Origin of the sequence: Allobosea sp. 67-29, from assembly GCF_001898115.1 — a bacterium.
Taxonomy (GTDB): domain Bacteria; phylum Pseudomonadota; class Alphaproteobacteria; order Rhizobiales; family Beijerinckiaceae; genus Allobosea.
In genome coordinates this window covers 178,512-200,552 of the sequence record NZ_MKSQ01000022.1, presented here as the reverse complement: position 1 = coordinate 200,552, position 22,041 = coordinate 178,512, and the positions used below count along the sequence as shown (strand labels likewise).

The following is a 22,041-nucleotide window of genomic DNA, read 5'->3' as shown; positions in this document are numbered from 1 at the left end:
GCCCGCGATCCGGGTTGCGAGCTTGCCTGACCACCCAACAGATGGATCGACGACAATGAAGGGCATCATCCTGGCCGGCGGCTCGGGGACGCGGCTGCACCCGATGACGCTGGCGATGTCGAAGCAGCTTCTGCCAGTCTACGACAAGCCGATGATCTACTATCCGCTGTCGACGCTGATGCTGGCCGGCATCCGCGAGGTTCTGATCATCTCGACGCCGCACGACCTGCCGCATTTCCAGCGCCTGCTTGGGGACGGCTCGGACTGGGGGATGAGCCTGTCCTATGCCGAGCAGCCGCATCCGGGTGGGCTGGCGCAGGCCTATTTGATCGGCGCCGATTTCGTCGCCGGCCAGCCCTCGGTCCTGATCCTCGGCGACAATCTGTTCTACGGCCACACCCTGCCGGAGATGATGGCGCGGGCGAAGGCGCGGGCCCGGGGTGCGACGGTGTTCGCCTATCATGTCCGCGATCCTGAGCGTTACGGCGTGGTCGCGTTCGACGGCACCGGCAAGGCGATCTCGATCGAGGAGAAGCCGGAGCGGCCGCAGTCGAGCTGGGCCGTGACCGGGCTCTATTTCTACGACGCCCAGGTCGTCGAGATCGCCAGGAGCCTGAAGCCCTCGCCACGGGGCGAGCTCGAGATCACCGACGTCAACCGCGTCTATCTCGAGCGGGGCGAACTCTCGGTCGAGTCGATGGGGCGCGGCTTCGCCTGGCTCGATACAGGCACGCCGGACAGCCTGCTGGAAGCGGGAGAGTTCGTGCGCACGCTGGAAAGCCGCCAGGGCCTGCGCATCGCCTGCCCGGAAGAGATCGCCGCCCGGCAGAAGTGGATATCGCCGGCACAGCTCGTCGCCCTCGCGGAGAAGCTCAAGAAAGGTGACTACGGCCAATATCTCATGCGCATCGCCAAGGACATGGCCGTCGGTTAGGCCGGCTGAACCGGCACCGCGAGGCGGCAGGCAGTAGCTCGTCTGCCGCAACATGGACGCTTTCACCGGCGACTCAGGTCCGGCCGCGCCCTATAAGCGATGAGCATTCGCCTGCCTTCAACCGGGATGATCCATGACCGCTTCAGTGAATCCGCTTGCCGGTAAGCGCCTCGACCCTGCCATGCTGGTCGATGTCGCGGCTTTGACGAAGGCCTATTTCAACCAACCGGATCCGTCACAGCGCACTCAGCAGGTTGCCTTCGGCACGTCCGGTCATCGCGGCTCGGCGTTGTCCGGATCGTTCAACGAAGCCCACATCCTTGCGATCGCTCAGGCGGTCTGCCTCTATCGCCGCGAGCAGGGCATCGACGGGCCGCTCTTCCTCGGCATCGATACGCATGCGCTTTCCCGGAATGCCTTCGAGACGGTGCTGGAAGTCTTCGCCGCGAACGGCGTGACGACGATGATCGACGAGAGGCTGGGCTTCACGCCGACCCCTGTCGTCTCGCACGCCATTCTGACCCATAATCGCGGCCGTACGTCCGGGATGGCTGACGGCGTCGTGATCTCACCGTCGCATAACCCGCCTGCCGATGGCGGGCTGAAATACAACCCGCCTCACGGCGGCCCGGCTGATACGGACGCCACCGGCTGGATCGAGAGAAAGGCCAACGCCTTCCTGGCCGACAGGCTCGCCGGCGTCGCCCGGATCGCCTACGACAAGGCATTGAAGAGCGAGCATGTGCGGCGGCACGACTATGTCAGCGGCTATGTCGCGGACCTGGCGAATGTGGTCGACATGGCGGCCATCGCCCGGGAGGGGGTCACCATCGGTATCGATCCGCTCGGAGGAGCGGGGCTCGATTATTATCAGCCGATCATCGATCGGTATGGGCTCGAGGCGACCATCGTCAGCAAGGACCTCGATCCCACCTTCGGATTCATGACCGCGGATTGGGACGGCAAGATCCGGATGGACTGCTCGTCGCCCTATGCGATGGCGAGCCTGATCGGCATGCGCGATCGCTTCGACGTGGCCTTCGCCAACGATACGGACGCCGATCGCCACGGCATCGTCACGCGCAGCAGCGGGTTGATGAATCCGAACCATTATCTGGCTGCCGCCAGCGCCTATCTCTTCGCCAATCGCCCCGGCTGGCGAGGCGACGCGGCGATCGGGAAGACGGTGGTGTCGAGCGCGATCATCGATCGCGTTGCGGCCAGGCTCGGCCGCAGGCTGGTCGAGGTCCCTGTCGGCTTCAAATGGTTTGTCGACGGGCTGCTCTCGGGAACGTTCGGCTTCGCCGGGGAGGAAAGCGCCGGCGCCTCGTTCCTGCGCAAGGACGGCACGGTCTGGACCACGGACAAGGACGGCATCATCCTCGGCCTTCTCGCGGCTGAAATCACGGCGAAGACCGGCGCCGATCCGGGCGTGCTCTACGACAAGCTGACGGCCGAACTCGGCCAGCCCTGCTATGCGCGCGTCGATGCGCCGGCGACGGCCGCGCAGAAGGCGGTGCTGAAGAATCTCTCGCCCGCGCAGATCGCGACGAAGGAACTGGCCGGTGAGCCGATCACGGCAATCCTGAGCGAGGCGCCCGGCAACGGAGCACCAATCGGCGGCCTCAAGGTGACGAGCGCCGATGGCTGGTTCGCGGCGCGGCCGTCGGGGACGGAGGACGTCTACAAGATCTACGCCGAAAGCTTTCGCGACGAGGCGCATCTGGCGCGCATCCAGGACGAGGCACGCCAGATCGTTGGCGCGGCTTTCGCGGCGGCCTGAGCGGCCGGAAGACTGCATTCCCGCCAGCGGCCCGAAACCTGTGATGCCGGCCAGCCTCCCGCTCCGGCATCACGAAACCCGGGGGCGGCCTCGGCGAAGCTTCAAGCGAGCGGGACGTGCGATCGGAGACCTAGCCGCTTACCAATCGATCGGATCGGAGATCGGGGGGCGTCGCCCGGGCGTGGCCTCGCGCAGCACCGAACCGATCCTGCGTTTGTACTCGTCCCAGGATGACAGGAGGTGCCCGCATTTCGCACAGGTCACATCGCTGTCCCGATCGAGGCGGCCCGGAATAGTGACACTCGCCGATCCGCAGATGTCGCACTGAAAGCCGTCCCGCCCCACCGCGATCTCCTCGCCCTCTCGAGCCCTGTCGGCTCGTCGGCGCGATAAGGGGGCAGGCTGGATGACTGGTTCCTGAACGGATCAGCGGCAGATCGGGATCGGGGCAGTCCGCAGGCAGAAGCGGCTTCGCTTGCCCCCGCGTCCGCGCGAAAGCCGGCCATGCGCTGTTCCCGCGGCAGCGAAGACCTTGCTGCGTTCAGGTCGATTCAGCAACGGCTAATACCGTGCTCGCGCTGCGAGCGGAGCTGCCGAAATGCTTCGTATCCAGGGGCTCGGGGTTGCGCCGCGCGCCCGCTCAATAGTCGATAGCAGGGGCCCTGTCGGCCAATTCCAGAAATATCGCAAAGCAAAACAACCACGCGGTGGCTGTCAAAATCAGCATCGATTTCGTCTCCCGCATCTCCTGAATCGACTTTATAGCCCGAAGTTTAGCCGCATGAAAATGGCTCGTTTCGAGGGATGTTGAAAAGTCGAAGCCGACCCGAAAATGCTGGTGGAGGCTGCGACGCGCCGGCCATGGCGACCGCAGCGCATCTGCGGTTTCGAAAAACCAGCGCCGAACGCCCCACGATGCAGCAGCTTCGCGACCCGGCGCGCGTGATCGCCGCGAGAGCCGGCGGGATCATCGCATCGTTCGGTTGCATCGATCGAAACATTCTGATCAATGCGTTGGATCGGAGCATTTTTATCTCCGATAACGGCCTCATCAAGAAAGTTCTGCCATGGCCGACGCCCCATCCAAGTCCTCTCCCGCCGCGTTCGCAATGTCGAGCAAGCCTCCAATCTGGCAATGGGCGCGGCGCGTGCTGCCGGGTGTGGCGCTCTGCGCGCTCGTCAGCGCCGTCGCGCTCGGGCTCGAGCATCTGGAAGAGCAGGTCACGGGCCGCGCCTGGCTCGAAGCTCTGGTCCTGGCGATCCTGATCGGAACCTTCGTGCGCAGCGTCTGGACGCCCTCCGAGACCTGGCGCGCCGGCATCGCATTCTCGGCCAAGACGGTCCTCGAAATCGCCGTCGTGCTGCTCGGCGCCTCTCTGAGCGCGGCCACGATCGTCGCCGCGGGGCCGGCGCTGCTGCTCGGTATCGCCGGTGTCGTCGCGGTCGCGCTTGCCGCGAGCTACGGCCTGGGGCGCATGCTGGGGCTTTCGCCGCGCATGGCGGTCCTGGTGGCCTGCGGCAATTCGATCTGTGGGAATTCGGCGATCGCCGCTGTCGCGCCGGTGATCGGGGCCAATGGCGGGGATGTCGCCGCCTCCATCGCCTTCACCGCGGTGCTCGGCGTGCTCGTGGTGCTCGGCCTGCCGCTGCTGGTACCGCTGCTGCATCTGTCCGATCTGCAATACGGAGTGCTGGCCGGCCTCACGGTCTACGCCGTGCCGCAGGTGCTCGCGGCGACCGTGCCGGTTGCCGCGCTCAGCGTCCAGATCGGCACCCTGGTCAAGCTCGTCCGCGTGCTGATGCTCGGCCCGGTCGTCCTGGGGCTCTCGCTCTTCGGCAGCCATCTGCGGGCCGGAGCGGATGGCGCCGCCGCGCCGGAGCGGCCGACGGGCAGCCGCCTTGCCCTGCACCGGTTGGTTCCCTGGTTCATTCTCGCATTTCTGGCGATGGCTGCGCTGCGCTCGCTCGGAGCCATCCCGGAAGCGGCGCTGGCGCCGATCGCGCGGCTGGCGACGATTCTCACGATCATCTCGATGGCGGCCTTGGGGCTGGGCGTCGATATCCGCGTGGTCGCCCGCGCCGGCGGCCGGGTCACCGCCGCCGTAACCTTGTCGCTCGTCGTCCTCGCCGGCGTCAGCCTTGGGCTCATCCGCTTCCTCGGCATCGGCTGACGAAGCACCGGCGCCCACCGCCCCGACCGTCGCCTACCGGAAGGCCGTCGGCACAGCGGCTGGCCGGCTGGATCATCGGGGTCCTATCGGACGCGACAACGATGATCTAACTCGTTGCTGGAGCATCGAATTCTTCCGCAAAGTGGATTCCACTTTTCGGCCCGACGCTTTAACCCTTGTCCTCCGCCAGGGTGTGAGCGACGAGAGCGTTGGCGTGGCCGTGCCCGAGGCCGTGTTCCGCCTTCAGGAAGGACACGATCTGCATATGCCCTGCCGGATAGCGCTCCCTGATGAGCGCCTTCCATTCGGCGATCGGCCTGCCATAGGTCTTCTCGATCGAGGGGAAGTAGGAGGCGGGGCCCTTGAGCGGCTTTTCGGTCATTCAAGATCTCCTGCGCCGGGCCGACGGCGCGGCCGTTAAGGAATCAAAGACTGCCCGGCGCGGCCTGATCGCGGCGGCGGCGCAGCTCCATAAATATCGATTGAAGACCAACGGACCAGGGTGATCTGAGGACCCACTTCCCGACGAAAAGGTCGGAGGGGAAGGTGGTAGCGGGAGAGGGACTTGAACCCCCGACACGCGGATTATGATTCCGCTGCTCTAACCAGCTGAGCTACCCCGCCACATGTTCCGGCTGCCGCCGTCAGCGGCCCGTCACAGGGGCGCGATATAGGGGGCGCGGCCGGACCTCGTCAAGCCTCGTCGGCAGATTTCCAGTGCCGCCGCTTCAGGATGAGAGCGAGGCGCGCTTGCGCAGCCGGACAACCTTGAAATAGCCGCGGCCGATATGGACCGTATCGTAGCGCCCGGTCCGGGCTGCCCAGTTGGTCAGGCGGCTCACCTTGAAGTCGCTGCTCCAGCCGATCGCCCGTGCCAGAGGGGCCACCGCGGCCCAGAACGGCGCGAGCGGACCGCCATCGTCCACAAGACGGCTGGAGATGACGATCTCGCCTCCCGGCTTCAGGACCCGGTCCATCTCCGCGAGCGCCTGCTCGGGGTCGGGCACCAGGGTGATGACGAATTGCGCCGTCACGGCATCGAAGCGCTCCGCCGCGAAGCCGAGCCGGCAGGCGTCCATCACGGTCAGCCCGCGCACATGCGCAAGCCCGCCGGCGGCGACCTTGCGCCCGGCCACCTTCAGCATGTCCAGCGAGAGATCGGCTCCGACGACGCGGGAGCCCGGCGCGAAGTAAGGCAGCGTCAGGCCCGTGCCGACTCCGATCTCAAGAATCTCGGGGCCGCAGGCGCAAGCCGCCGCGACAGCCTCGCGCTGCGGGCGCGAGAGCATGCGCTGGTAGACCTTGTCGTAGAATTTGGCCCAGGTGGCATAGGCGCGCTTCTGGGTCTGGAGGTGATCTGTCACCGGCATCGACGGGGTCCGAACAGGCTTTGGTTGAGACGACCGGGCGTCAGGGCAGGGCCATTGCCGCCGGGAAGGACGAGGCCGGCAGCGCGGCCGGCTGGCGCAGGATCGTGCCGCCGCCGAGCACCTGAGCACCCGGACCGGCATCGCTGTAGATGACGCAAGCCTGGCCGGGCGAGACGCCTTCCTCGTCGGTCGCAAGCTCGACGCGCAGACCCTCCGCATCGCGGAACAGCCGCGCCTCGCGCGGGGCGCGCGTCGAGCGGACGCGCACGGCGACATCGAGGCCGACAGGCGGCAGCGCGTCGAGCGGCATTCCGCCGAGCCAGTTAAGATCGCGCAGGCGGATCTCGCGCACGCTCAGCGCCTCGCGCGGGCCGACGATGACGCGCGCGGCATCCGCGTCGAGCCGGAGCACATAGAGCGGCTCGGCCGCGCTGATGCCGAGGCCCTTGCGCTGGCCGACCGTGTAACGGAGCACGCCGTCATGATGGCCCAGCACCCGGCCGTCGAGATGCACGATCTCGCCCGGGCGGGCGGCGCCGGGCTTCAGCCGCTCGATGACGTCGGCATAGCGCCCGTTCGGGACGAAGCAGATGTCCTGACTGTCCGGCTTGTCCGCGATGGCGAGGCCGAGTTCGGCGGCGAGCGCGCGAGTCTGCGTCTTGTCGATGCCGCCGAGCGGGAAGCGCAGCAGGTCGAGCTGCTCCTGCGTGGTGGCATAGAGGAAATAGCTCTGGTCGCGATTCATGTCCGCGGCGCGGAACAGGCCGCGGCGGCCGTTGCCGAGAGCGCGGCTGACGACATAGTGGCCGGTCGCCAGCGCGTCGGCACCAAGTTCCTTCGCCAGATCGAGCAAGTCCCGGAACTTCACGGTGCGGTTGCACTCGACGCAGGGAATCGGCGTCTCGCCGGCGAGGTAGCTCTCGGCGAAGCGCTCGATCACGGCGTCGCGGAAGCGGCTTTCGTAATCCAGCACGTAGTGAGGGATGCCGATGGCCTCGGCGACGCGGCGCGCATCGTGGATGTCCTGCCCGGCGCAGCAGGCGCCGGCGCGGTGGACGGCTGCGCCGTGGTCGTAAAGCTGCAGCGTGACGCCGATGACGTCGTAGCCCTCGCGCTTCAGGAGGGCCGCGACGACCGAGGAATCGACCCCGCCCGACATCGCCGCGACGACGCGCGTGGCCGCGGGCGGCTTGGCGAGGTCAAGGGAGTTGAAGGACGTTGTCATTGCGGTTCGGCATTCTGGAGCGGGTTTCGCCCGGTTCGGCGGTTCTATATCGGCTTTGCCGGCGTGCGACCAGCGGGATCGGCAAATCCTGCCTGCTGAGGCGGTTTCTGCCGCGGCAAGCCCTGCAGTCGAGCGGCTAAGCCCTTGAAATATAGGATGCCGCCGCTGGCGCGCAACTTGCTGTTCGCAGGCGGGTGCTGTTTGCCCATGCCGCGGAACCGTTCATGCCTGTCGAAACCGTGCTCAACACTTCGCCCGCAAAGGAGCCGCCGGCGACGCGTCGCCGGTCTGCGGACGCCGGAGCGACAGCGGACGGGCAGGGGTTCTCGCTCCCGCAAACGGAGGATGCCGCGGCTGCGGCTGCCGAGTCCGCGCGCAAGGTGGCCGGCGATGCGAAGGCCTCCGCCACCGCGCCGCAGGCCGGCGCCGCTGCAAAGGCTGCCGGGAACGCGGCCGGCCCGGACAAATCGGCCGTGGCGGCGGATGCGAGCCCCCGGCTTCCGGCCGGCCAGGCCAGCTCGTTCCTCGAAGCGCTGGCGGAACTTCTCGCCGCCGCCGAAGGCGGCAAGGCTCCAGCCGAAGGGGAGCGGACGGAAGAGGTCGGAACGAAGGGCAAGGCCGCAAAGAAGGATGCCGACGGCAAGCAAGTCGGCGAGGCATCCACCGACAAGGTGGAAGGCGCGGACGACGCTGCCGCCGACAAGGCTACCGGCGACGCGACTATCATCGTCTTGCCGGCCGATCAGAAGCCTGCGGTTCAGGCACCGGCGACCATCCTGTCGCTATCCCTTCCGGTCGCGGCCGGGAGCGACGCCACGGCCGCGGACGAGGTTGTGCAATCCGGTGATCCTGCGACCCGAGCGGCGTCGAAGGGGCGGATTCAGGTGGAGGCGGCGCTCGCGGCGGGCGCAAGCAAAGTCGGGCATGCGAGCTTGTCCAAGGGCAAGCCGGCCGACAAGGACGCTCAAGCATCCTCCGCGCCTGTTGCAGCAGGCGAGCACTCCGCCGCTACCGGCGAGACGCACAAATCGGGCGCTCATGAGGCGTCGGCAGACGCAACGGCCCCGCTGACGAAGCTCGATGCCGTGCAGGGGGCCCCGATCGCACAAGGCACTCCCACCGCTCCTGCCGATCCGAAGCTGGCCGAGGCCGCCAAGCAGGCTTTGGCCCCGATCGATCTCGGGGCGCTGGTGCAGCAGGCCCTCGGCGCCCACGATTCCACGCGGCTGCTATCACCGCTCGACCAGGCGGTCGGCGCCGCCAACCAGACGCCGGGTGGCGGGCAGGGGCAGGCTGCGGCCGTGCCGACACCGACGCCGCTGCACGTGCTGCCGATCGAGATCGGATTGCGGGCGCTGTCCGGCGCGAGGCAGTTCGACATCCGGCTCGATCCCGACGAGCTCGGGCGCGTCGATGTCAACCTGTCGATCTCCGACAAGGGCGAGGTCAGCGCCCGCCTTGTCGTCGACCGGGTCGAGACCCTGCATCTTCTGCAGCGCGACGCGCGGACGCTCGAACGGGCCTTCGAGCAGGCCGGCCTCAGGCCCTCCGACGGCGGCGTCGACATCAGCCTGCGCGATCCTTCGGATCAGTCCTCCTTCCGGCAGCAGCGCCAGCACGACGAGCCGCCGCAGCGCGCGCGCCAGCCGTCGCGGGGCGAAACCGGCGACGACAACACCGTTCTTCCGATCACACCCGCGCCGCAGCGCCGCATCGTGCGGCTCGGCGGCGTCGATCTCAGCATCTGAGCGAGGACAAGCAGCATGGCCGTTTCAGGCGTGAGTGGGTCTTCCGGCACCTCCAGCTCGACCAGCAGCTCCAGCACGAGCACGATCGCAGGCAATTTCGACCAGTTCCTGCTGCTGCTGACGACGCAGCTCAAGAACCAGTCGCCGCTCGACCCGATGGACACCAACCAGTTCACCGAGCAGCTGGTGCAGTTCGCCGGCGTGGAGCAGCAGCTCAAGACCAACGACACGTTGAGCTCCCTGCTGAGCCTCAGCGCAGCCAGCACGGCGACGAACGCCGTCGGCTTCATCGGCGCCACGATCACGGCCGATGGCGCGACGACACGCCTCGCGAACGGTGCCGCATCCTGGAAGCTGAACGCCTCGACCGCCGGAACGGCTACCGTCACGATCAAGGACGCGAACGGCAACGTCGTGCAGACGATGACCCGCAGCCTGGTGGCCGGAGACCAGACGCTGAACTGGGACGGCTCCACCTCGATCGGCAGCGCCGCGCCGGATGGCCAGTATACCGTCAGCGTCGATGGCCGCAGCGTCGCGGGCGAGGCAATCACGGTCAAGACGCAGATCAGCGGCGTCGTCGACGGTGTCGACTTCACCAGCTCGATTCCGGCGCTCAAGATCGGCGGGATCAGCGTGCCGATCGACCAGGTGAAGAGCGTGGTGCGCGGCGAGTAGGCCCCGGCGAATCAGAGACAGGCATCCTCACGATCGTTTTAGGCAATTCTTAAAACCGGAAGGTTAGGCTCATCCCAAGTAGCTCTGTTGAGTTGTGTGAGAGTATCATGACCGAGCCATTGCGACCGCGGGTAAAGTACGTGATCGGTCCGGACGGAAGTCCGCTGACGATCGCCGACCTCCCGCCGATGAATACGAGGCGTTGGGTCATCCGGCGCAAGGCAGAGGTCGTCGCGGCGGTTCGCGGCGGGCTGCTCAGCCTCGAGGAGGCCTGCCAGCGCTATACGCTCACGGTCGATGAGTTCCTGAGCTGGCAGATGTCGATCGACCAGCACGGCCTGGCCGGTCTGCGCACCACGCGCATCCAGCATTATCGCCAGTAGCCGGCGGAATTCCGCTGCAGTTTCAGAGGGCGTCGGTCTCCGGACCGGCGCCTTTTCGCATTATCACGGCCTCGGCGGCCGAAGGATTAACCGGCCGCGCGGAAAAAATTAACCAGCCGCTAACCATGCACCGGGAAAAACTTGCCTAGTGGGCGGCGCAAATCACGCGGCGTCCGCGGTTTCGTGGAACGGATGGCGGCGTGAACGGCCTCTTCGAGCAGTTTGCCAAATTCGGGGCGGCGCGGCTGGCAGCGATGCTGGCGGTGACGCTGACGCTCGTCGGCTTCTTCGGCTTCGTCATGTTCCGGATGTCGCAACCCGCAATGAGCGTGCTGTTCGCGGATCTGTCGAGCCAGGACGTCAGCGCGATCCTCAAGGATCTCGATGCACGCGGCATCAAATACGAGCTGCGCGGCGATGGGCAGACCGTGTTGGTGCCCAAGGAGGACGTTCCGCGCCTGCGCCTCGACCTCGCCGGAAAGGGCATCCCCGCCGGCGGCGGCGTCGGCTACGAGATCTTCGACAAGGGCGACGCCTTCTCCTCGACGAGCTTCGTCCAGAACATCAACCATCTGCGCGCGCTGGAAGGGGAGCTGTCCCGCACCATCCGCTCGATCAGCCGGGTTCAGGCGGCCCGGGTGCATCTGGTCATTCCCGAACGGCGCCTGTTCGAGCGCGACCGCGAGCCGCCGCGCGCCTCGATCGCGCTCAAGCTGGCGGGGGACCTCGATGCGGCGCAGGTCCGGGCCGTGCGCCATCTCGTCGCCTCCGCGGTCGACGGCCTCAAGCCGGAGCGCGTGTCGATCATCGACGAGCGCGGCCGGCTTCTGGCCGACGGCGCCCGCGACGAGCAGAGCGTCCTCGGGCTCGGCCTCGACGAGCGCCAGACCGCGATCGAGAAGCGCATCAAGTCGCAGGTCGAGGACATCGTCGCCGGCGTGGTCGGCTATGGCCGGGCGCGGGTGCAGGTCTCGGCCACGCTCGACGCCAACCGCGTCGAGAGCCGCTCGGAAAGCTTCGACCCGGAAAGCCGCGTCGTCCGCTCCAGCCAGAACCGGACCGAGGCTTCCGCGACGGCGGACGCCGGCAACGGCACCGTCACCGTCGGCAACGAGCTTCCCGGCGCGCAGCAGACACAAGGCGCCCAGCAGAACCAGCGCGACACCTCGTCGAAGAACGAGGAGGTGGTGAACTACGAGATCTCGAAGACGACCCGGACCGAGCTTCAGGAAGGCGGACGCATCAAGAAGCTCTCCGTCGCCGTTCTCGTCGACGGCAACTATGCGCGCGGCCAGAACGGCGAGCTCGCCTACCAGCCGCGCGGAAACGAAGAGCTGGAGCGGATCGGCGAACTCGTGCGCACGGCTGTGGGCTTCGACCAGAATCGCGGCGACAAGGTCGAGGTCGTCAACCTGCGCTTCGCCGAGGCTCCCCAGCCTCCGACCGACCTGACCGAGCCGACGCTGATGCAGCAGCTCCTGTCCTTCAGCCGTGAGGACCTCGTCCGCTTCGCCGAGCTCGGCGTGATCTCGCTGCTCACGCTGATCGTGCTGATGACGGTCGTCCGTCCGCTGCTGAAGCAGGTGCTCGCTTCCGACAACAGCGTGGCGGCGCGGCCGATTCCGAGCTTCATGCGCAACGGGGCCCTTGTCGGCCCGGACGGCGAAGCCACCGGTGACCCGGCCTCCGGCCGCGGCCTCGCGACGGTCGGCCCCAATGGCGAGGTCGTGTCGGCCGAAATCGAGATGCCCTCGGAGCGCATGCTCGCCATTGCCCAGGTCAAGGGCCAGCTCAAGGCGCAGTCGGTCGAGAAGATCGGCGCGCTGGTCTCCCAGAATCCGGCGGACTCGGTCGCGGTGCTGCGCAGCTGGATCCACGAGAAGTCACCGGCATGATGGATCGCTGAACCATGGCGGATGCACGTGCCCTCGCGACCCGCGGCAACGATCTCCCCGATGGGATCGAAGGCGGCGGCTTCGGCGTTACCACCATAGCGCAGATGACCGGACCGCAGCGCGCCGCGGTCATCCTGCTCGTGCTCGGCGAAGACCACGGCCGGACCATCTGGCAGGAATTCGACGACGACGAGATCCGCATCATCACCCGTGCCATGGCCGAGCTCGGCACCGTCGATGCCGACGAGGTCGAGCGGCTGATGCTGGACTTCGTCGGCAAGCTCTCGAGCGCCGGCGCCGTTACCGGCTCCTTCGACCGCACCATCTCGCTGCTGGAGAAAATCCTGCCCAGCGATCAGGTCGCCCTGATCATGGAGGAGATCCGGGGCCCGGCCGGCCGCAACATGTGGCAGAAGCTCGGCAACATCGACGCCGTCGTCCTGGCGAACTTCCTCAAGAACGAGTACCCGCAGACCATCGCCGTGATCCTCTCCAAGATCCGGCCGGAGCATGCTGCCAACGTGCTCCGCAACCTGCCGAACGACCTGTCGATCGAGGTCGTCGGCCGCATGCTGCGCCTCGAATCCGTGCAGAAGGAGGCGCTCGACCACATCGAGAACACGCTGCGCACCGAATTCGTGTCGACCCTGACCCAGACACGCCGCCGCGATCCCCACGAGATGATGGCCGAGATTTTCAACGGCTTCGACCGGCAGACCGAGATCCGCTTCCTCTCCGCGCTCGACGCCTCGAACCAGGAAGCCGCCGAGCGCATCCGCGCCCTGATGTTCACCTTCGAGGATCTCGCCAAGCTCGATCCGGCAGGTCTGCAGACGCTGATGCGGCAGATCGACAAGGATGTCCTGGCGCGCGCGCTCAAGGGCGCAAGCCAGCCGATGCGGGAATTCTTCTTCGGCGCGATGTCCCAGCGTGCCGCCAAGGCCATGCAGGACGACATGGAAGGGCTCGGACCTCTGCGGCTCAAGGAAGTCGACGAGGCCCAGACCAAGCTGGTGCAGCTGACCAAGGACCTCGCCGACAAGGGCGAGATCGTGCTGTCGAAGGGCAACGCCGAAGACGAGCTGGTGTACTGAGATGGCGACCGCGACGAAATTCATGTTCGGGACGGACTTCCGCGAGGGCGGCCGCAAGGCGGCCAGCGAAGCCGACCTGAACGCGGCGCGGGCGGAGGGCTTCCAGGCCGGCCACGAGCAGGGGCGGCACGAGGCCGAGGCACAGTTCAACGGGCTGGCCGGGCAGCTGGCGCGCTCGGCGGAGCGGCTCTTCGCGCTGGAGAGCGCGCGCATGGCAGCGATCGAGGAGCAGGCCGCCCAGGTCGCGCTCGCGGCCGCCAGGGCGCTTGCCGGTGCGGCGCTGGCCGAGAAGCCGATGGCGGCGCTGGCGCAGGCGGTGCGCGAATGCATCGGCCACGCCCGCCAGGCCCCGCATCTCGTCCTGCGCGTCAACGAGACCTCGGTCGAGGCCGCCGAGGAGCTGGCGAGCCGGCTGGCGCGGGAGCACGGCTTCACCGGCCGGCTCATCGTGCTGGGCGAGCCCGATATCCGCCCGGGCGACGGGCGTATCGAGTGGGCCGATGGCGGCTTCGTGTTGGATGGCGAACGTCTCTCGACGCTGATCGGGCAGGCGGTCGCCGGTGTTTTTCCCGGCAGCAACGCCGGACAATGAAGGTCTGACGCATGAGCCAGGAGAACGACCTGAACCTGCCGCCGCTCAACCAGGCCGACTTGTCCTTCGACCAGAACGACATGTCGGTGGCGCATTCGGGACCCGTCCCGGTCAAGACGGCGGAGGACCTCGAGCAGGTCTTCGACGTGCCGGTCACCGTCTCGGCGGTGCTCGGCTCCTCCAAGGTGGCTGTGGGCGACCTGCTCCAGATCGTGCCCGGAACGGTGCTTGAACTCGACCGGCGCGTGGGCGAGGCGATCGACATCTTCGTCAACGAGCGGCTGGTCGCACGCGGCGAGGTCGTCGTGGTCGAGGACCGGCTGGGCGTGACCATGACCGAAATCATCAAGGCCGACCGGTGATGCGCCGGCCGACCGCACAGACCCGGAACGGAAGGACCTGAGCCATGCGCCTTATTATCGCCGGCGGTCTCAAGGGACAGATCATCGCAGCAGCCAAGATCGCGATGTCACACGGCGCGGCCGTCACCCATACCGAAGGGCTCGACCAGACGCTGGCCGTGCTGCGGGCCAAGGGCGCCGATCTGCTGATGATCGACGTCGTACAGCCGATCGCGGCCTACGTCGCTGCGCTCGAGGCGGAGCGCATCCGCACGCCGATCATCGCCTGCGGCACCTCCACCGACACGCGGGCGGCGGTGGCCGCGATCCAGGCGGGTGCACGCGAATACGTGCCGCTGCCGCCCGATCCGGAGCTGATCGCCGCCGTCCTCGAAGCGGTGGCCGCCGACCAGTCGAGCCTGATCTGGCGCGATCCGGCGATGGAGCGCGTGGTTCAGCTGGCCTCGCAGATCGCACGTTCGGAAGCGCCTGTGCTCGTCACCGGCGAGAGCGGCACCGGCAAGGAGGTGATCGCCCGCCACCTGCACCAGAAATCGGCGCGCAAGGACCGGCCTTTCGTCGCGGTCAACTGCGCCGCGATCCCGGACAACCTGCTCGAGTCCGAGCTGTTCGGCCACGAGAAGGGCGCCTTCACCGGCGCCGTCGCCCGCAGGGTCGGCAAGTTCGAGGAGGCGAATGGCGGCACGCTGCTGCTCGACGAAATCTCCGAAATGGACGTGCGGCTGCAGGCCAAGCTGCTGCGCGCCCTGCAGGAGCGCATGATCGACCGGGTCGGAGGCTCGCAGCCGGTCAAGGTCGACATCCGCATCATCGCGACTTCGAACCGCAACCTCGCGGACGCAGTGCGCGAGGGCTTGTTCCGCGAGGACCTGCTCTACCGGCTCAACGTCGTCCATCTGCGGCTGCCGGCGCTGCGCGAGCGGCCGGGGGACATCCTGGTGCTGGCCGAGCATTTCGCGAAGAAATATGCGGAGCTGAACGGCCTGCCGCAGCGGCCGATCGCCGCCGACGCGCGCAAGCTGCTGCTGGGCAACGCCTGGCGCGGCAACGTGCGGGAGCTCGAGAACACGATGCACAGGGCGGTGTTGCTCGCCACCGGGGCGGAGATCACTGCTTCCGCGGTGCTGACGCCGGAGGGCGAGACGCTCGCGCCGGCCGCGGCGTCGCGCGATGTTGCCGGCCGGGCGGCTCAGACGGCGGAGGCGATGACGCGCTCGCTGGTGGGACACACCGTCGCCGATGTCGAGCGCGAGCTCATCCTCGATACGCTCGATCATTGCCTGGGGAATCGGACGCATGCGGCCAAGATCCTGGGAATCTCGATCCGCACCCTGCGCAACAAGCTCAGCGAGTATACGTCGGCCGGCATAACCGTGGCGGAGCCGGGCCAGACCCGCATCAACGCGGCCTGACCCAGCCCAGCCGTCACCAATAGCGCCGGCGGTAGTAGTACCGCGGGCGATGGTAGTAGCGCGGCCGATAGTAGTAGCGCGGCCGGTAATAGGGGCGGCGATAATAGCGATAGCGCGGCCGGCGATAATAATAGTACTGGCTGAATTCGGCGTCGGCCTTGTCGAGCGCCTCGCGCATTTCGGCCGTGACGGCCTCAGCCTCCTCGGACGGCGTGCCTTCGCGTTTCGCCGGCCGGGCAGGCTGGGCGGCTTCGACGGCGGCGATCCCGCCCAGGCTGGCGGCGGCGAGGCCGCCGACCAATGTCATCAGGAATGAGCGTCTGTCCACGACGACCTCCGGATTGTGTTCACCACAGGGACCCCCTCGTCAGCCTTCATAACGGCGGAATGCGGGCCACGAGTAATGCGTTTAAAGGATGCTTTGTTCCCTTTCGCCTGTCGTCGCCCGGTTTGGTTTGCTTCCGCATCTCCTCTCAATCCACCGCATTGAGCGGCCGCGCCACGCTTTCGAGCGGCTTTCGCTCGGCCCTGACGGCGAAGCGAGCCGCGACCACCGCCGCGCCCAGCATCAGGGCGGCGCCGAGCAGATAGCCGCCGAAGACGCTGCCGCGCGAGCCGGTGTCGATGAGGATGCCGAAGAGCCACGGCCCGGCGATGCCGCCGGCCCCGGTGCCGACGGCATAGAAGACGGCGATCGCGAGCGCCCGCATTTCGACGGGGAAAGTCTCGGAAACCGTAAGATAGGCCGAACTCGCCGCCGCCGAGGCGAAGAAGAAGACGATGCTCCAGCACAGCGTGAGCTGCGAGGCGGTGAGCCAGTCCTGCCAGAACAGATAGCCGGTTCCGGTCAGGAGCAGGCCCGAGAGCGCGTAGGTCGCGGCGATCATGACGCGTCGGCCCCAGACATCGAAGAGCCGGCCGATCAGCAGCGGGCCGAGGAAATTGCCGGCCGCGAAGGGCAGGATGAACCAGCCGATCGCCTGCGACGGAACCTGATAGAAATCGGTGAGGATCAGCGCGTAGGTGAAGAAGATCGCGTTGTAGAAGAAGGCCTGCGAGACCATCAGGGCGAGGCCGACCAATGCCCGGTCGCGATGGACGACGAACAGGGCGCGAAAGACCTCGGCGAGCGGTGTGGCCGGGCGAGGGCGCAGTCTCGTGAGAGCATGGAGCTCTCCCGGAGGCGGCGTGAACCCGGCACGGCGCTCGATCTCGAGGATGATCGCGGCGGCACGATCGGGATGTCCATGGCTGATCAGCCAGCGCGGGCTTTCCGGAATCCATTGCCTGAGGATCAGGATGACGAGGCCGAGCACGGCGCCGATGAAGAAGGCGAGCCGCCAGCCATGCTCGGGGTCGATATGGGCGGGATCGAGCAGGACGATGGCGCCGAGCGCGCCGATCGCGGCCCCGACCCAGAAGGAGCCGTTGATGACGAGATCGGTCCAGCCGCGCATGCGGGCGGGAATCAGCTCCTGGATCGTCGAGTTGATAGCGGTGTATTCGCCGCCGATGCCCATCCCGGTCAGGAAACGGAAGGCCAGGAAACTCCAGATGTTCCAGGAAAACGCCGTGGCGGCCGTGGCGCTGAGATAGACGAGGACCGTGATCGTGAAGAGCTTCTTGCGGCCGAGCCGGTCGGTCAGCCAGCCGAAAAACACGGCGCCGAGTACCGCACCCGCGATATAGGCCGAGCCGGCCAGACCGACATCGGCGTTGCTGAGCCGCAGGACCGGGCTCTCCTTCAACGCCCCGGAGACCGCACCGGCCAACGTCACCTCGAGGCCGTCGAGAATCCAGGTGATGCCGAGCGCGACCACGACCAGCGTGTGAAAACGCGACCAGGGCAGACGGTCGAGCCGGGCGGGCACATCCGTCTCGACGATGAGGCCGGGGGCCTCCTTGCGGGCCGAATCCGTCACGGGCCCTCCTCCTTCAGGCGGCCGCACCTCGCATGAAGGCGGCTCGATGGGGTGGATGGATACGCCGGGCGGCGCGTGAGGGCATTCCAGTATGGCCATCCCGGCAGGGATGTCATGTCGCGCCGCACCACAGGCTCTGGTCCAGCCGGTGAAGCCTGCCGATAAACGTCCGGCTTAACGTTTCGTTCACCATGTACCCGGCAAGAATTGCCGGGTCGCGCGCTGTCCGGCGCGCGCTGCGCCCCTGCGTGGGCGCCGAGTGGCCGACGAGAAGGCGGAGCGGTCGATGACCGATGTGACGGCGGGTCAGGGGAGCGGTTTCAACCTTCCCAACCGCGATGCGCTGGGCAAGCTGTTCAAGCGGCCGGACCTCTTCCTCGCCGTCGGCGTCATGGGCATCCTGGTGGTGCTCATCTTCCCGATGCCGGCGATCCTGCTCGACCTGATGCTGGCGCTGTCGATCATCCTGTCGGTGCTGGTGCTGATGACCGCGCTCTTCATCGAGGAACCGCTGGAATTCTCGGCGTTTCCGACGGTGCTGCTGATCGTCACCATGTTCCGGCTGGCGCTGAACATGGCCTCGACGCGCCTGATCCTCGGCCATGGCCATGAGGGCACTTCGGCGGCGGGGCACGTGATCGAGGCCTTCGCCGGCTTCGTGATGAGCGGCAATTTCGTGATCGGGGTGATCGTCTTCATCATCCTGATCATCGTCAACTTCGTCGTCATCACCAAGGGCTCCGGCCGCATCGCCGAGGTCGCGGCCCGTTTCACCCTCGATGCCATGCCCGGTAAGCAGATGGCGATCGATGCCGACCTCTCGGCCGGGTTGATCGACCAGGAGACGGCCAAGGAGCGCCGCAAGGCGCTGGAGGATGAATCCTCCTTCTTCGGCTCGATGGACGGTGCCTCGAAATTCGTGCGGGGCGATGCCATCGCCGGTCTGCTCATCACCTTCATCAACGTGCTCGGCGGCATCGTCATCGGCGTTGCACAGCAGGGGCTGAGCTTCGGTCAGGCGGCACACAACTATACGCAGCTCACCGTCGGTGACGGCCTCGTCAGCCAGATCCCGGCGCTGATCGTCTCGACGGCGGCCGGCCTGCTGGTCTCGAAGGCCGGCGTGCGCGGCGCGGCCGACAAGGCGCTGGGCAGGCAGCTCTCGGGCTACCCGAAGGCGCTGGGCATGTCGGCGGCGGTGATGCTGCTGATCGCGCTGCTGCCCGGCATCCCGATGATGCCATTCCTGGTTCTGTCGGCCGGAGCGGGCTTCCTGGCGCGTCGCTTCGGCCAGGCCGCGAAGGCACGGGCGGCCGAGGCCGCAGCCGCGGGCAGCGCCCAGCCGGGCGCGGCGGCGGGCGCCGACGGCACGCAGCGCGAGGAGACGCTGAACGACCTGCTCAAGATGGACGAGCTCAAGATCGAGATCGGCTATGCGCTGCTGCCGCTGGTCAATGCGCCGGGCGGCCAGGATCGGCTGACCGACCAGGTGAGGGCGCTGCGGCGCCAGCTCGCAGCGGAGCTCGGCTTCGTCATGCCGGCCGTGCGCATCGTCGACAACGTCCAGCTCGAGGCGAACCACTACTACATCAAGATCAAGGAGATCGATGCCGGCCACGGCATCGTCTACGCCGGCCAGTACATGGCGATGGACCCGATGGGCGGTACCGTGAACCTGCCCGGCCACAACGTGCTGGAGCCGACCTTCGGCCTGCCGGCGACCTGGATCGACGCGGCCCTGCAGGACGAGGCCCAGCTGCGCGGCTACACCGTCGTCGACGCCGCGACGGTGATCTCGACGCATCTGACCGAGGTGCTGAAGTCGAACATGCCCGAGCTGCTCTCGCATGCCGAGGTGCAGAAGCTCCTGCGCGAGCTGCCGAAAGACCATGCCGATCTCGTCAAGGAGATCGTCCCGAGCCAGATCTCGACCACCGGCATCCAGCGCGTGCTGCAATTGCTGCTTGCCGAGCGGATCTCGATCCGCGACCTCGCCACGATCATCGAGGGCATCGCCGAGGTGGCGGGCGGGATCAAGAACCCGCGCGATATCGCCGAGCATGTCCGCGTCCGGCTCGCCCGCCAGATCTGCGCGCAGTTCTCCGATGCGAACGGAGTGCTGCCGATCGTCACGCTCTCGCCGGCCTGGGAGAGCGTCTTCGCCGAGTCGATCATCGGGCAGGGCGAAGATCGCCATCTGGCCATGCAGCCCTCGCGGTTGCAGGAATTCGTCCGCCACGTCCGCGACAAGTTCGAGGAGGCGGCACGGATCGGCGAGATGCCGGCGCTCGTCACCTCCGGCATGGCGCGGCCCTTCGCCCGGCAGATCATCGAGCGCTTCCGCCGCGAGACGCCGGTTCTGTCACAGGGAGAGATCCACCCGCGCGCCCGGCTCAAGACGGTCGGCAGCGTCTAGCCGTCGCCGCGCCTCCGCTTTCCACGGGGGCCCGATGCCTCCCGCGCAATGGTCAGCGTGCGGCCGTGCGGCTAAGCGGCAGCCATGAGCCGGAACGCCGCCCTTTTCGCCGTGATGTGCCTCGTCTGGGGGCTGACCTGGCTGCCGGTCAAGGTCGGCGCCGCGCATGTGCCGCCTGTGTTCCTCGCCGCCGTGCGCTTCTCGATCGCAGGTGCGCTGATGCTGGTCTGGGCCGGGCGCGACATGCCGAGGGTGCCCGCCGGGGCCTGGCCGCGCCTGATCGGCACGGCGCTGCTGCTCAATACCGTCAACTACGCCTTGCTGTTCTGGGGGACGGCGCACGCGCCGACCGGGCTCGCCGCCATCGTCAATTTCGCGACGATCCCGATCTTCACCCTGCTGGCGAGCCGGGCGATCGAGAAGGAGCGGATCGAGGCGCGCAAGCTCGCCGCGATCGGGCTCGGGACGGTCGGGCTCGGCTTCCTCTTCGCGACGCGCGCGCTCGGCGGTCTCTCGGTCGTGCAGGGCGATCCGCAGGAGGCGATCGGGCTCGCCGCCGTCGCGGCCGGGACGTTGTTCTATTGCACCGGCGCGGTGCTGTCGCGGCCGATCGCGGGCACGATGCCGACACTGACGCTTGCGGGCTGGCAGACGCTGATCGGCGGCATCGGGCTCTCGGCAGTCTCTTTGGCGGTCGAGACCGTCGGCTCGGCCGATTTCGCCGCCCTGGTGCAGTGGCCGGTGCTGCCCTGCATCGCCTTCCTCGTCGTCGCCGGCTCGCTGATGGGCTTCACCATCTACATGCGCCTCTTGCGGGACTGGGGCGCCTTCCGGGCCGGGCTCTACGCCTTCGTCAGCCCGGCCATCGCGGTCGGGGTGGGGGTGGCGGTGCTGGGCGAGCCCTTCGGCCTGTCGGAGGCGGTCGGCGCCGTCCTGATGTTCGGTGCTGCGGCGATCGCGCTGAAGCGTCCGGACCGGCCACGCTAGCCCGCTATGGCGGCGGCGCGATACGGGTGCTGCGCTTCAGCTGGGCGCGCTCGAAGGCGATCACGATCGGCAGCGAGATCACCAGCGGCAGGATGAGATAGAACAGCCGCCAGATCAGCAGCGCCGCGAAGACGGCCGGAGCCGGCACGCCCGGCATCACCGCCAGGAAGACCGCCTCCATCACGCCGACGCCGCCGGGGACCTGGCTGAGCAGCCCGGCGGAAAATGAGAGCAGGAAGGCGCCGAGCACGATCAGGAAGCCTGGGTTGCCCTGCTCCGGCAGCGCGAAATAGATGATGCCGGCGGCGCCGCAGAGCTCGAGCGGGGCCGCCAGGTATTGCCTGACGACGATGCGCAGGCGCGGGTAGATGATCTCGAACTTGCCGAATTTGAGCGGCTTGAAGCGCAGCCAGGAGCCGATCGTATAAAGCGCCACGAAGGCCAGCATACCGATGCCGACGAGCCGGGCGGTGCGGTCGCTGATCGCGAACCATTTCGACAGCCGTTCCAGCGGGTGGAGGATCTGCGGCTCGTAGAGCAGCACCAGGCCCATCAGGAAGAGCGTGCCGAAGGCGAAGGTGAAGGAGCAGAGCGCGATCAGGATCGCGACGTCGGCGGCCGTCAGCCCCTTGGCCGTATAGGCGCGGTAGCGCACCATTCCGCCCGAGAAGACCGATGCGCCGATATTGTGCGAGAGCGCGTAGGTCACGAAGGAGCAGAGCGAGATATAGAACCAGGAGATGCCCTTCTCCTTGCCGAGATGCATCAGGGCGATGCGGTCGTACCAGGCCAGCGCCGCATAGGCGACGAGGGTGGCAAGCGCCGCGTGGAAGAAGGCCTCGGGCGGGATGACCGCGATCTTGTGGCCGATGCGGTGGGCGATGATCTTGATGCTCTGCCAGAGATTGGCGTTCTGGAGCAGGGCCTCGATGGTCGCGTCCGAGCCGGCCTCGGCCTTGAGCTTGCTCCACAACAGCTCGACGGACCAGACGACCGCGACAAGCCCGATGATCGGCCAGAGGTAATCGAGGTAGCGTTTCATGAAGGCCGCGGAACGGAGGGCTTCTGG

General features: G+C 67.4%; 19 protein-coding genes and 1 tRNA gene. 13 read left to right on the top strand and 7 right to left on the bottom strand.

Annotated features, from left to right (window positions below):
• The first annotated feature begins 55 nt into the window (after positions 1 to 55).
• The 3 genes from rfbA (at position 56) to BGO20_RS16705 (ending at position 4,888) form a co-directional block, all read left to right on the top strand.
• Complete coding sequence (gene rfbA / locus BGO20_RS16715; RefSeq protein WP_291660028.1) at positions 56 to 934, top strand: glucose-1-phosphate thymidylyltransferase RfbA; 879 nt, start codon at positions 56 to 58, stop codon at positions 932 to 934.
• Positions 935 to 1,067: 133 nt separating this feature from the next.
• Entirely contained in the window at positions 1,068 to 2,717 is a 1,650-nt protein-coding gene (gene pgm, locus BGO20_RS16710; protein ID WP_291660029.1) for a phosphoglucomutase (alpha-D-glucose-1,6-bisphosphate-dependent), read from the top strand.
• Positions 2,718 to 3,826: 1,109 nt separating this feature from the next.
• A complete protein-coding gene (locus tag BGO20_RS16705) occupies positions 3,827 to 4,888 on the top strand; it encodes a YeiH family protein (RefSeq protein ID WP_465246047.1) in 1,062 nt (353 codons plus the stop codon).
• Positions 4,889 to 5,057: 169 nt separating this feature from the next.
• Here BGO20_RS16705 and BGO20_RS16700 read toward each other — a convergent pair whose 3' ends face one another.
• The 4 genes from BGO20_RS16700 to mnmA form a co-directional block, all read right to left on the bottom strand.
• Positions 5,058 to 5,270, bottom strand: coding sequence for a DUF4287 domain-containing protein (locus tag BGO20_RS16700; RefSeq protein ID WP_291660033.1), 213 nt, complete (start codon positions 5,268 to 5,270; stop codon positions 5,058 to 5,060).
• Positions 5,271 to 5,435: 165 nt separating this feature from the next.
• Positions 5,436 to 5,512, bottom strand: a tRNA-Met gene (locus tag BGO20_RS16695).
• Positions 5,513 to 5,616: 104 nt separating this feature from the next.
• Positions 5,617 to 6,258 (bottom strand): class I SAM-dependent methyltransferase, encoded by a 642-nt coding sequence (locus tag BGO20_RS16690; protein WP_291660035.1) that lies wholly within the window; start codon positions 6,256 to 6,258, stop codon positions 5,617 to 5,619.
• A gap of 40 nt (positions 6,259 to 6,298) precedes the next feature.
• Positions 6,299 to 7,483 (bottom strand): tRNA 2-thiouridine(34) synthase MnmA, encoded by a 1,185-nt coding sequence (gene mnmA, locus BGO20_RS16685; RefSeq protein WP_291660036.1) that lies wholly within the window; start codon positions 7,481 to 7,483, stop codon positions 6,299 to 6,301.
• A 224-nt stretch (positions 7,484 to 7,707) separates the two neighbouring features.
• On the opposite strand from mnmA, the gene BGO20_RS16680 reads away from it, so the two are divergent.
• The 8 genes from BGO20_RS16680 to flbD all read left to right on the top strand — a co-directional run bounded on the left by BGO20_RS16680 (position 7,708) and on the right by flbD (position 15,647).
• Positions 7,708 to 9,231 (top strand): flagellar hook-length control protein FliK, encoded by a 1,524-nt coding sequence (locus tag BGO20_RS16680; RefSeq protein WP_291660038.1) that lies wholly within the window; start codon positions 7,708 to 7,710, stop codon positions 9,229 to 9,231.
• A 15-nt stretch (positions 9,232 to 9,246) separates the two neighbouring features.
• Complete coding sequence (locus BGO20_RS16675) at positions 9,247 to 9,909, top strand: flagellar hook assembly protein FlgD (RefSeq protein ID WP_291660039.1); 663 nt, start codon at positions 9,247 to 9,249, stop codon at positions 9,907 to 9,909.
• A 107-nt stretch (positions 9,910 to 10,016) separates the two neighbouring features.
• Positions 10,017 to 10,292, top strand: a complete 276-nt coding sequence (sciP, locus tag BGO20_RS16670) for a CtrA inhibitor SciP (RefSeq protein WP_038359348.1) — start codon at positions 10,017 to 10,019, stop codon at positions 10,290 to 10,292.
• A 200-nt stretch (positions 10,293 to 10,492) separates the two neighbouring features.
• Entirely contained in the window at positions 10,493 to 12,187 is a 1,695-nt protein-coding gene (gene fliF / locus BGO20_RS16665) for a flagellar basal-body MS-ring/collar protein FliF (protein ID WP_440142161.1), read from the top strand.
• A gap of 14 nt (positions 12,188 to 12,201) precedes the next feature.
• Entirely contained in the window at positions 12,202 to 13,281 is a 1,080-nt protein-coding gene (fliG, locus tag BGO20_RS16660; RefSeq protein WP_291660040.1) for a flagellar motor switch protein FliG, read from the top strand.
• Between the two features lies 1 nt (position 13,282).
• Positions 13,283 to 13,873, top strand: coding sequence for a FliH/SctL family protein (locus BGO20_RS16655; RefSeq protein ID WP_291660042.1), 591 nt, complete (start codon positions 13,283 to 13,285; stop codon positions 13,871 to 13,873).
• An 11-nt stretch (positions 13,874 to 13,884) separates the two neighbouring features.
• Complete coding sequence (gene fliN / locus BGO20_RS16650; protein WP_440142163.1) at positions 13,885 to 14,235, top strand: flagellar motor switch protein FliN; 351 nt, start codon at positions 13,885 to 13,887, stop codon at positions 14,233 to 14,235.
• A 44-nt stretch (positions 14,236 to 14,279) separates the two neighbouring features.
• Positions 14,280 to 15,647 (top strand): sigma-54-dependent transcriptional regulator FlbD, encoded by a 1,368-nt coding sequence (flbD, locus tag BGO20_RS16645; RefSeq protein ID WP_291660044.1) that lies wholly within the window; start codon positions 14,280 to 14,282, stop codon positions 15,645 to 15,647.
• A gap of 13 nt (positions 15,648 to 15,660) precedes the next feature.
• On the opposite strand, the gene BGO20_RS16640 is transcribed toward flbD, so the two are convergent.
• Together BGO20_RS16640 and BGO20_RS16635 are read right to left on the bottom strand one after the other, a co-directional pair.
• Positions 15,661 to 15,975, bottom strand: coding sequence for a hypothetical protein (locus tag BGO20_RS16640; protein WP_291660046.1), 315 nt, complete (start codon positions 15,973 to 15,975; stop codon positions 15,661 to 15,663).
• Between the two features lie 145 nt (positions 15,976 to 16,120).
• Entirely contained in the window at positions 16,121 to 17,668 is a 1,548-nt protein-coding gene (locus tag BGO20_RS16635) for an MFS transporter (RefSeq protein WP_465246045.1), read from the bottom strand.
• Positions 17,669 to 17,855: 187 nt separating this feature from the next.
• Here BGO20_RS16635 and flhA point away from each other — a divergent pair, with 187 nt between their 5' ends.
• Both flhA and BGO20_RS16625 read left to right on the top strand, forming a co-directional pair.
• On the top strand, positions 17,856 to 19,985 hold the full coding sequence (gene flhA / locus BGO20_RS16630; protein WP_291660050.1) for a flagellar biosynthesis protein FlhA: 2,130 nt from the start codon (positions 17,856 to 17,858) through the stop codon (positions 19,983 to 19,985).
• An 84-nt stretch (positions 19,986 to 20,069) separates the two neighbouring features.
• Complete coding sequence (locus BGO20_RS16625) at positions 20,070 to 20,972, top strand: DMT family transporter (protein ID WP_291660052.1); 903 nt, start codon at positions 20,070 to 20,072, stop codon at positions 20,970 to 20,972.
• A 4-nt stretch (positions 20,973 to 20,976) separates the two neighbouring features.
• Here BGO20_RS16625 and BGO20_RS16620 read toward each other — a convergent pair whose 3' ends face one another.
• On the bottom strand, positions 20,977 to 22,014 hold the full coding sequence (locus BGO20_RS16620) for a lysylphosphatidylglycerol synthase transmembrane domain-containing protein (RefSeq protein WP_291660054.1): 1,038 nt from the start codon (positions 22,012 to 22,014) through the stop codon (positions 20,977 to 20,979).
• Positions 22,015 to 22,041 lie beyond the last annotated feature (27 nt).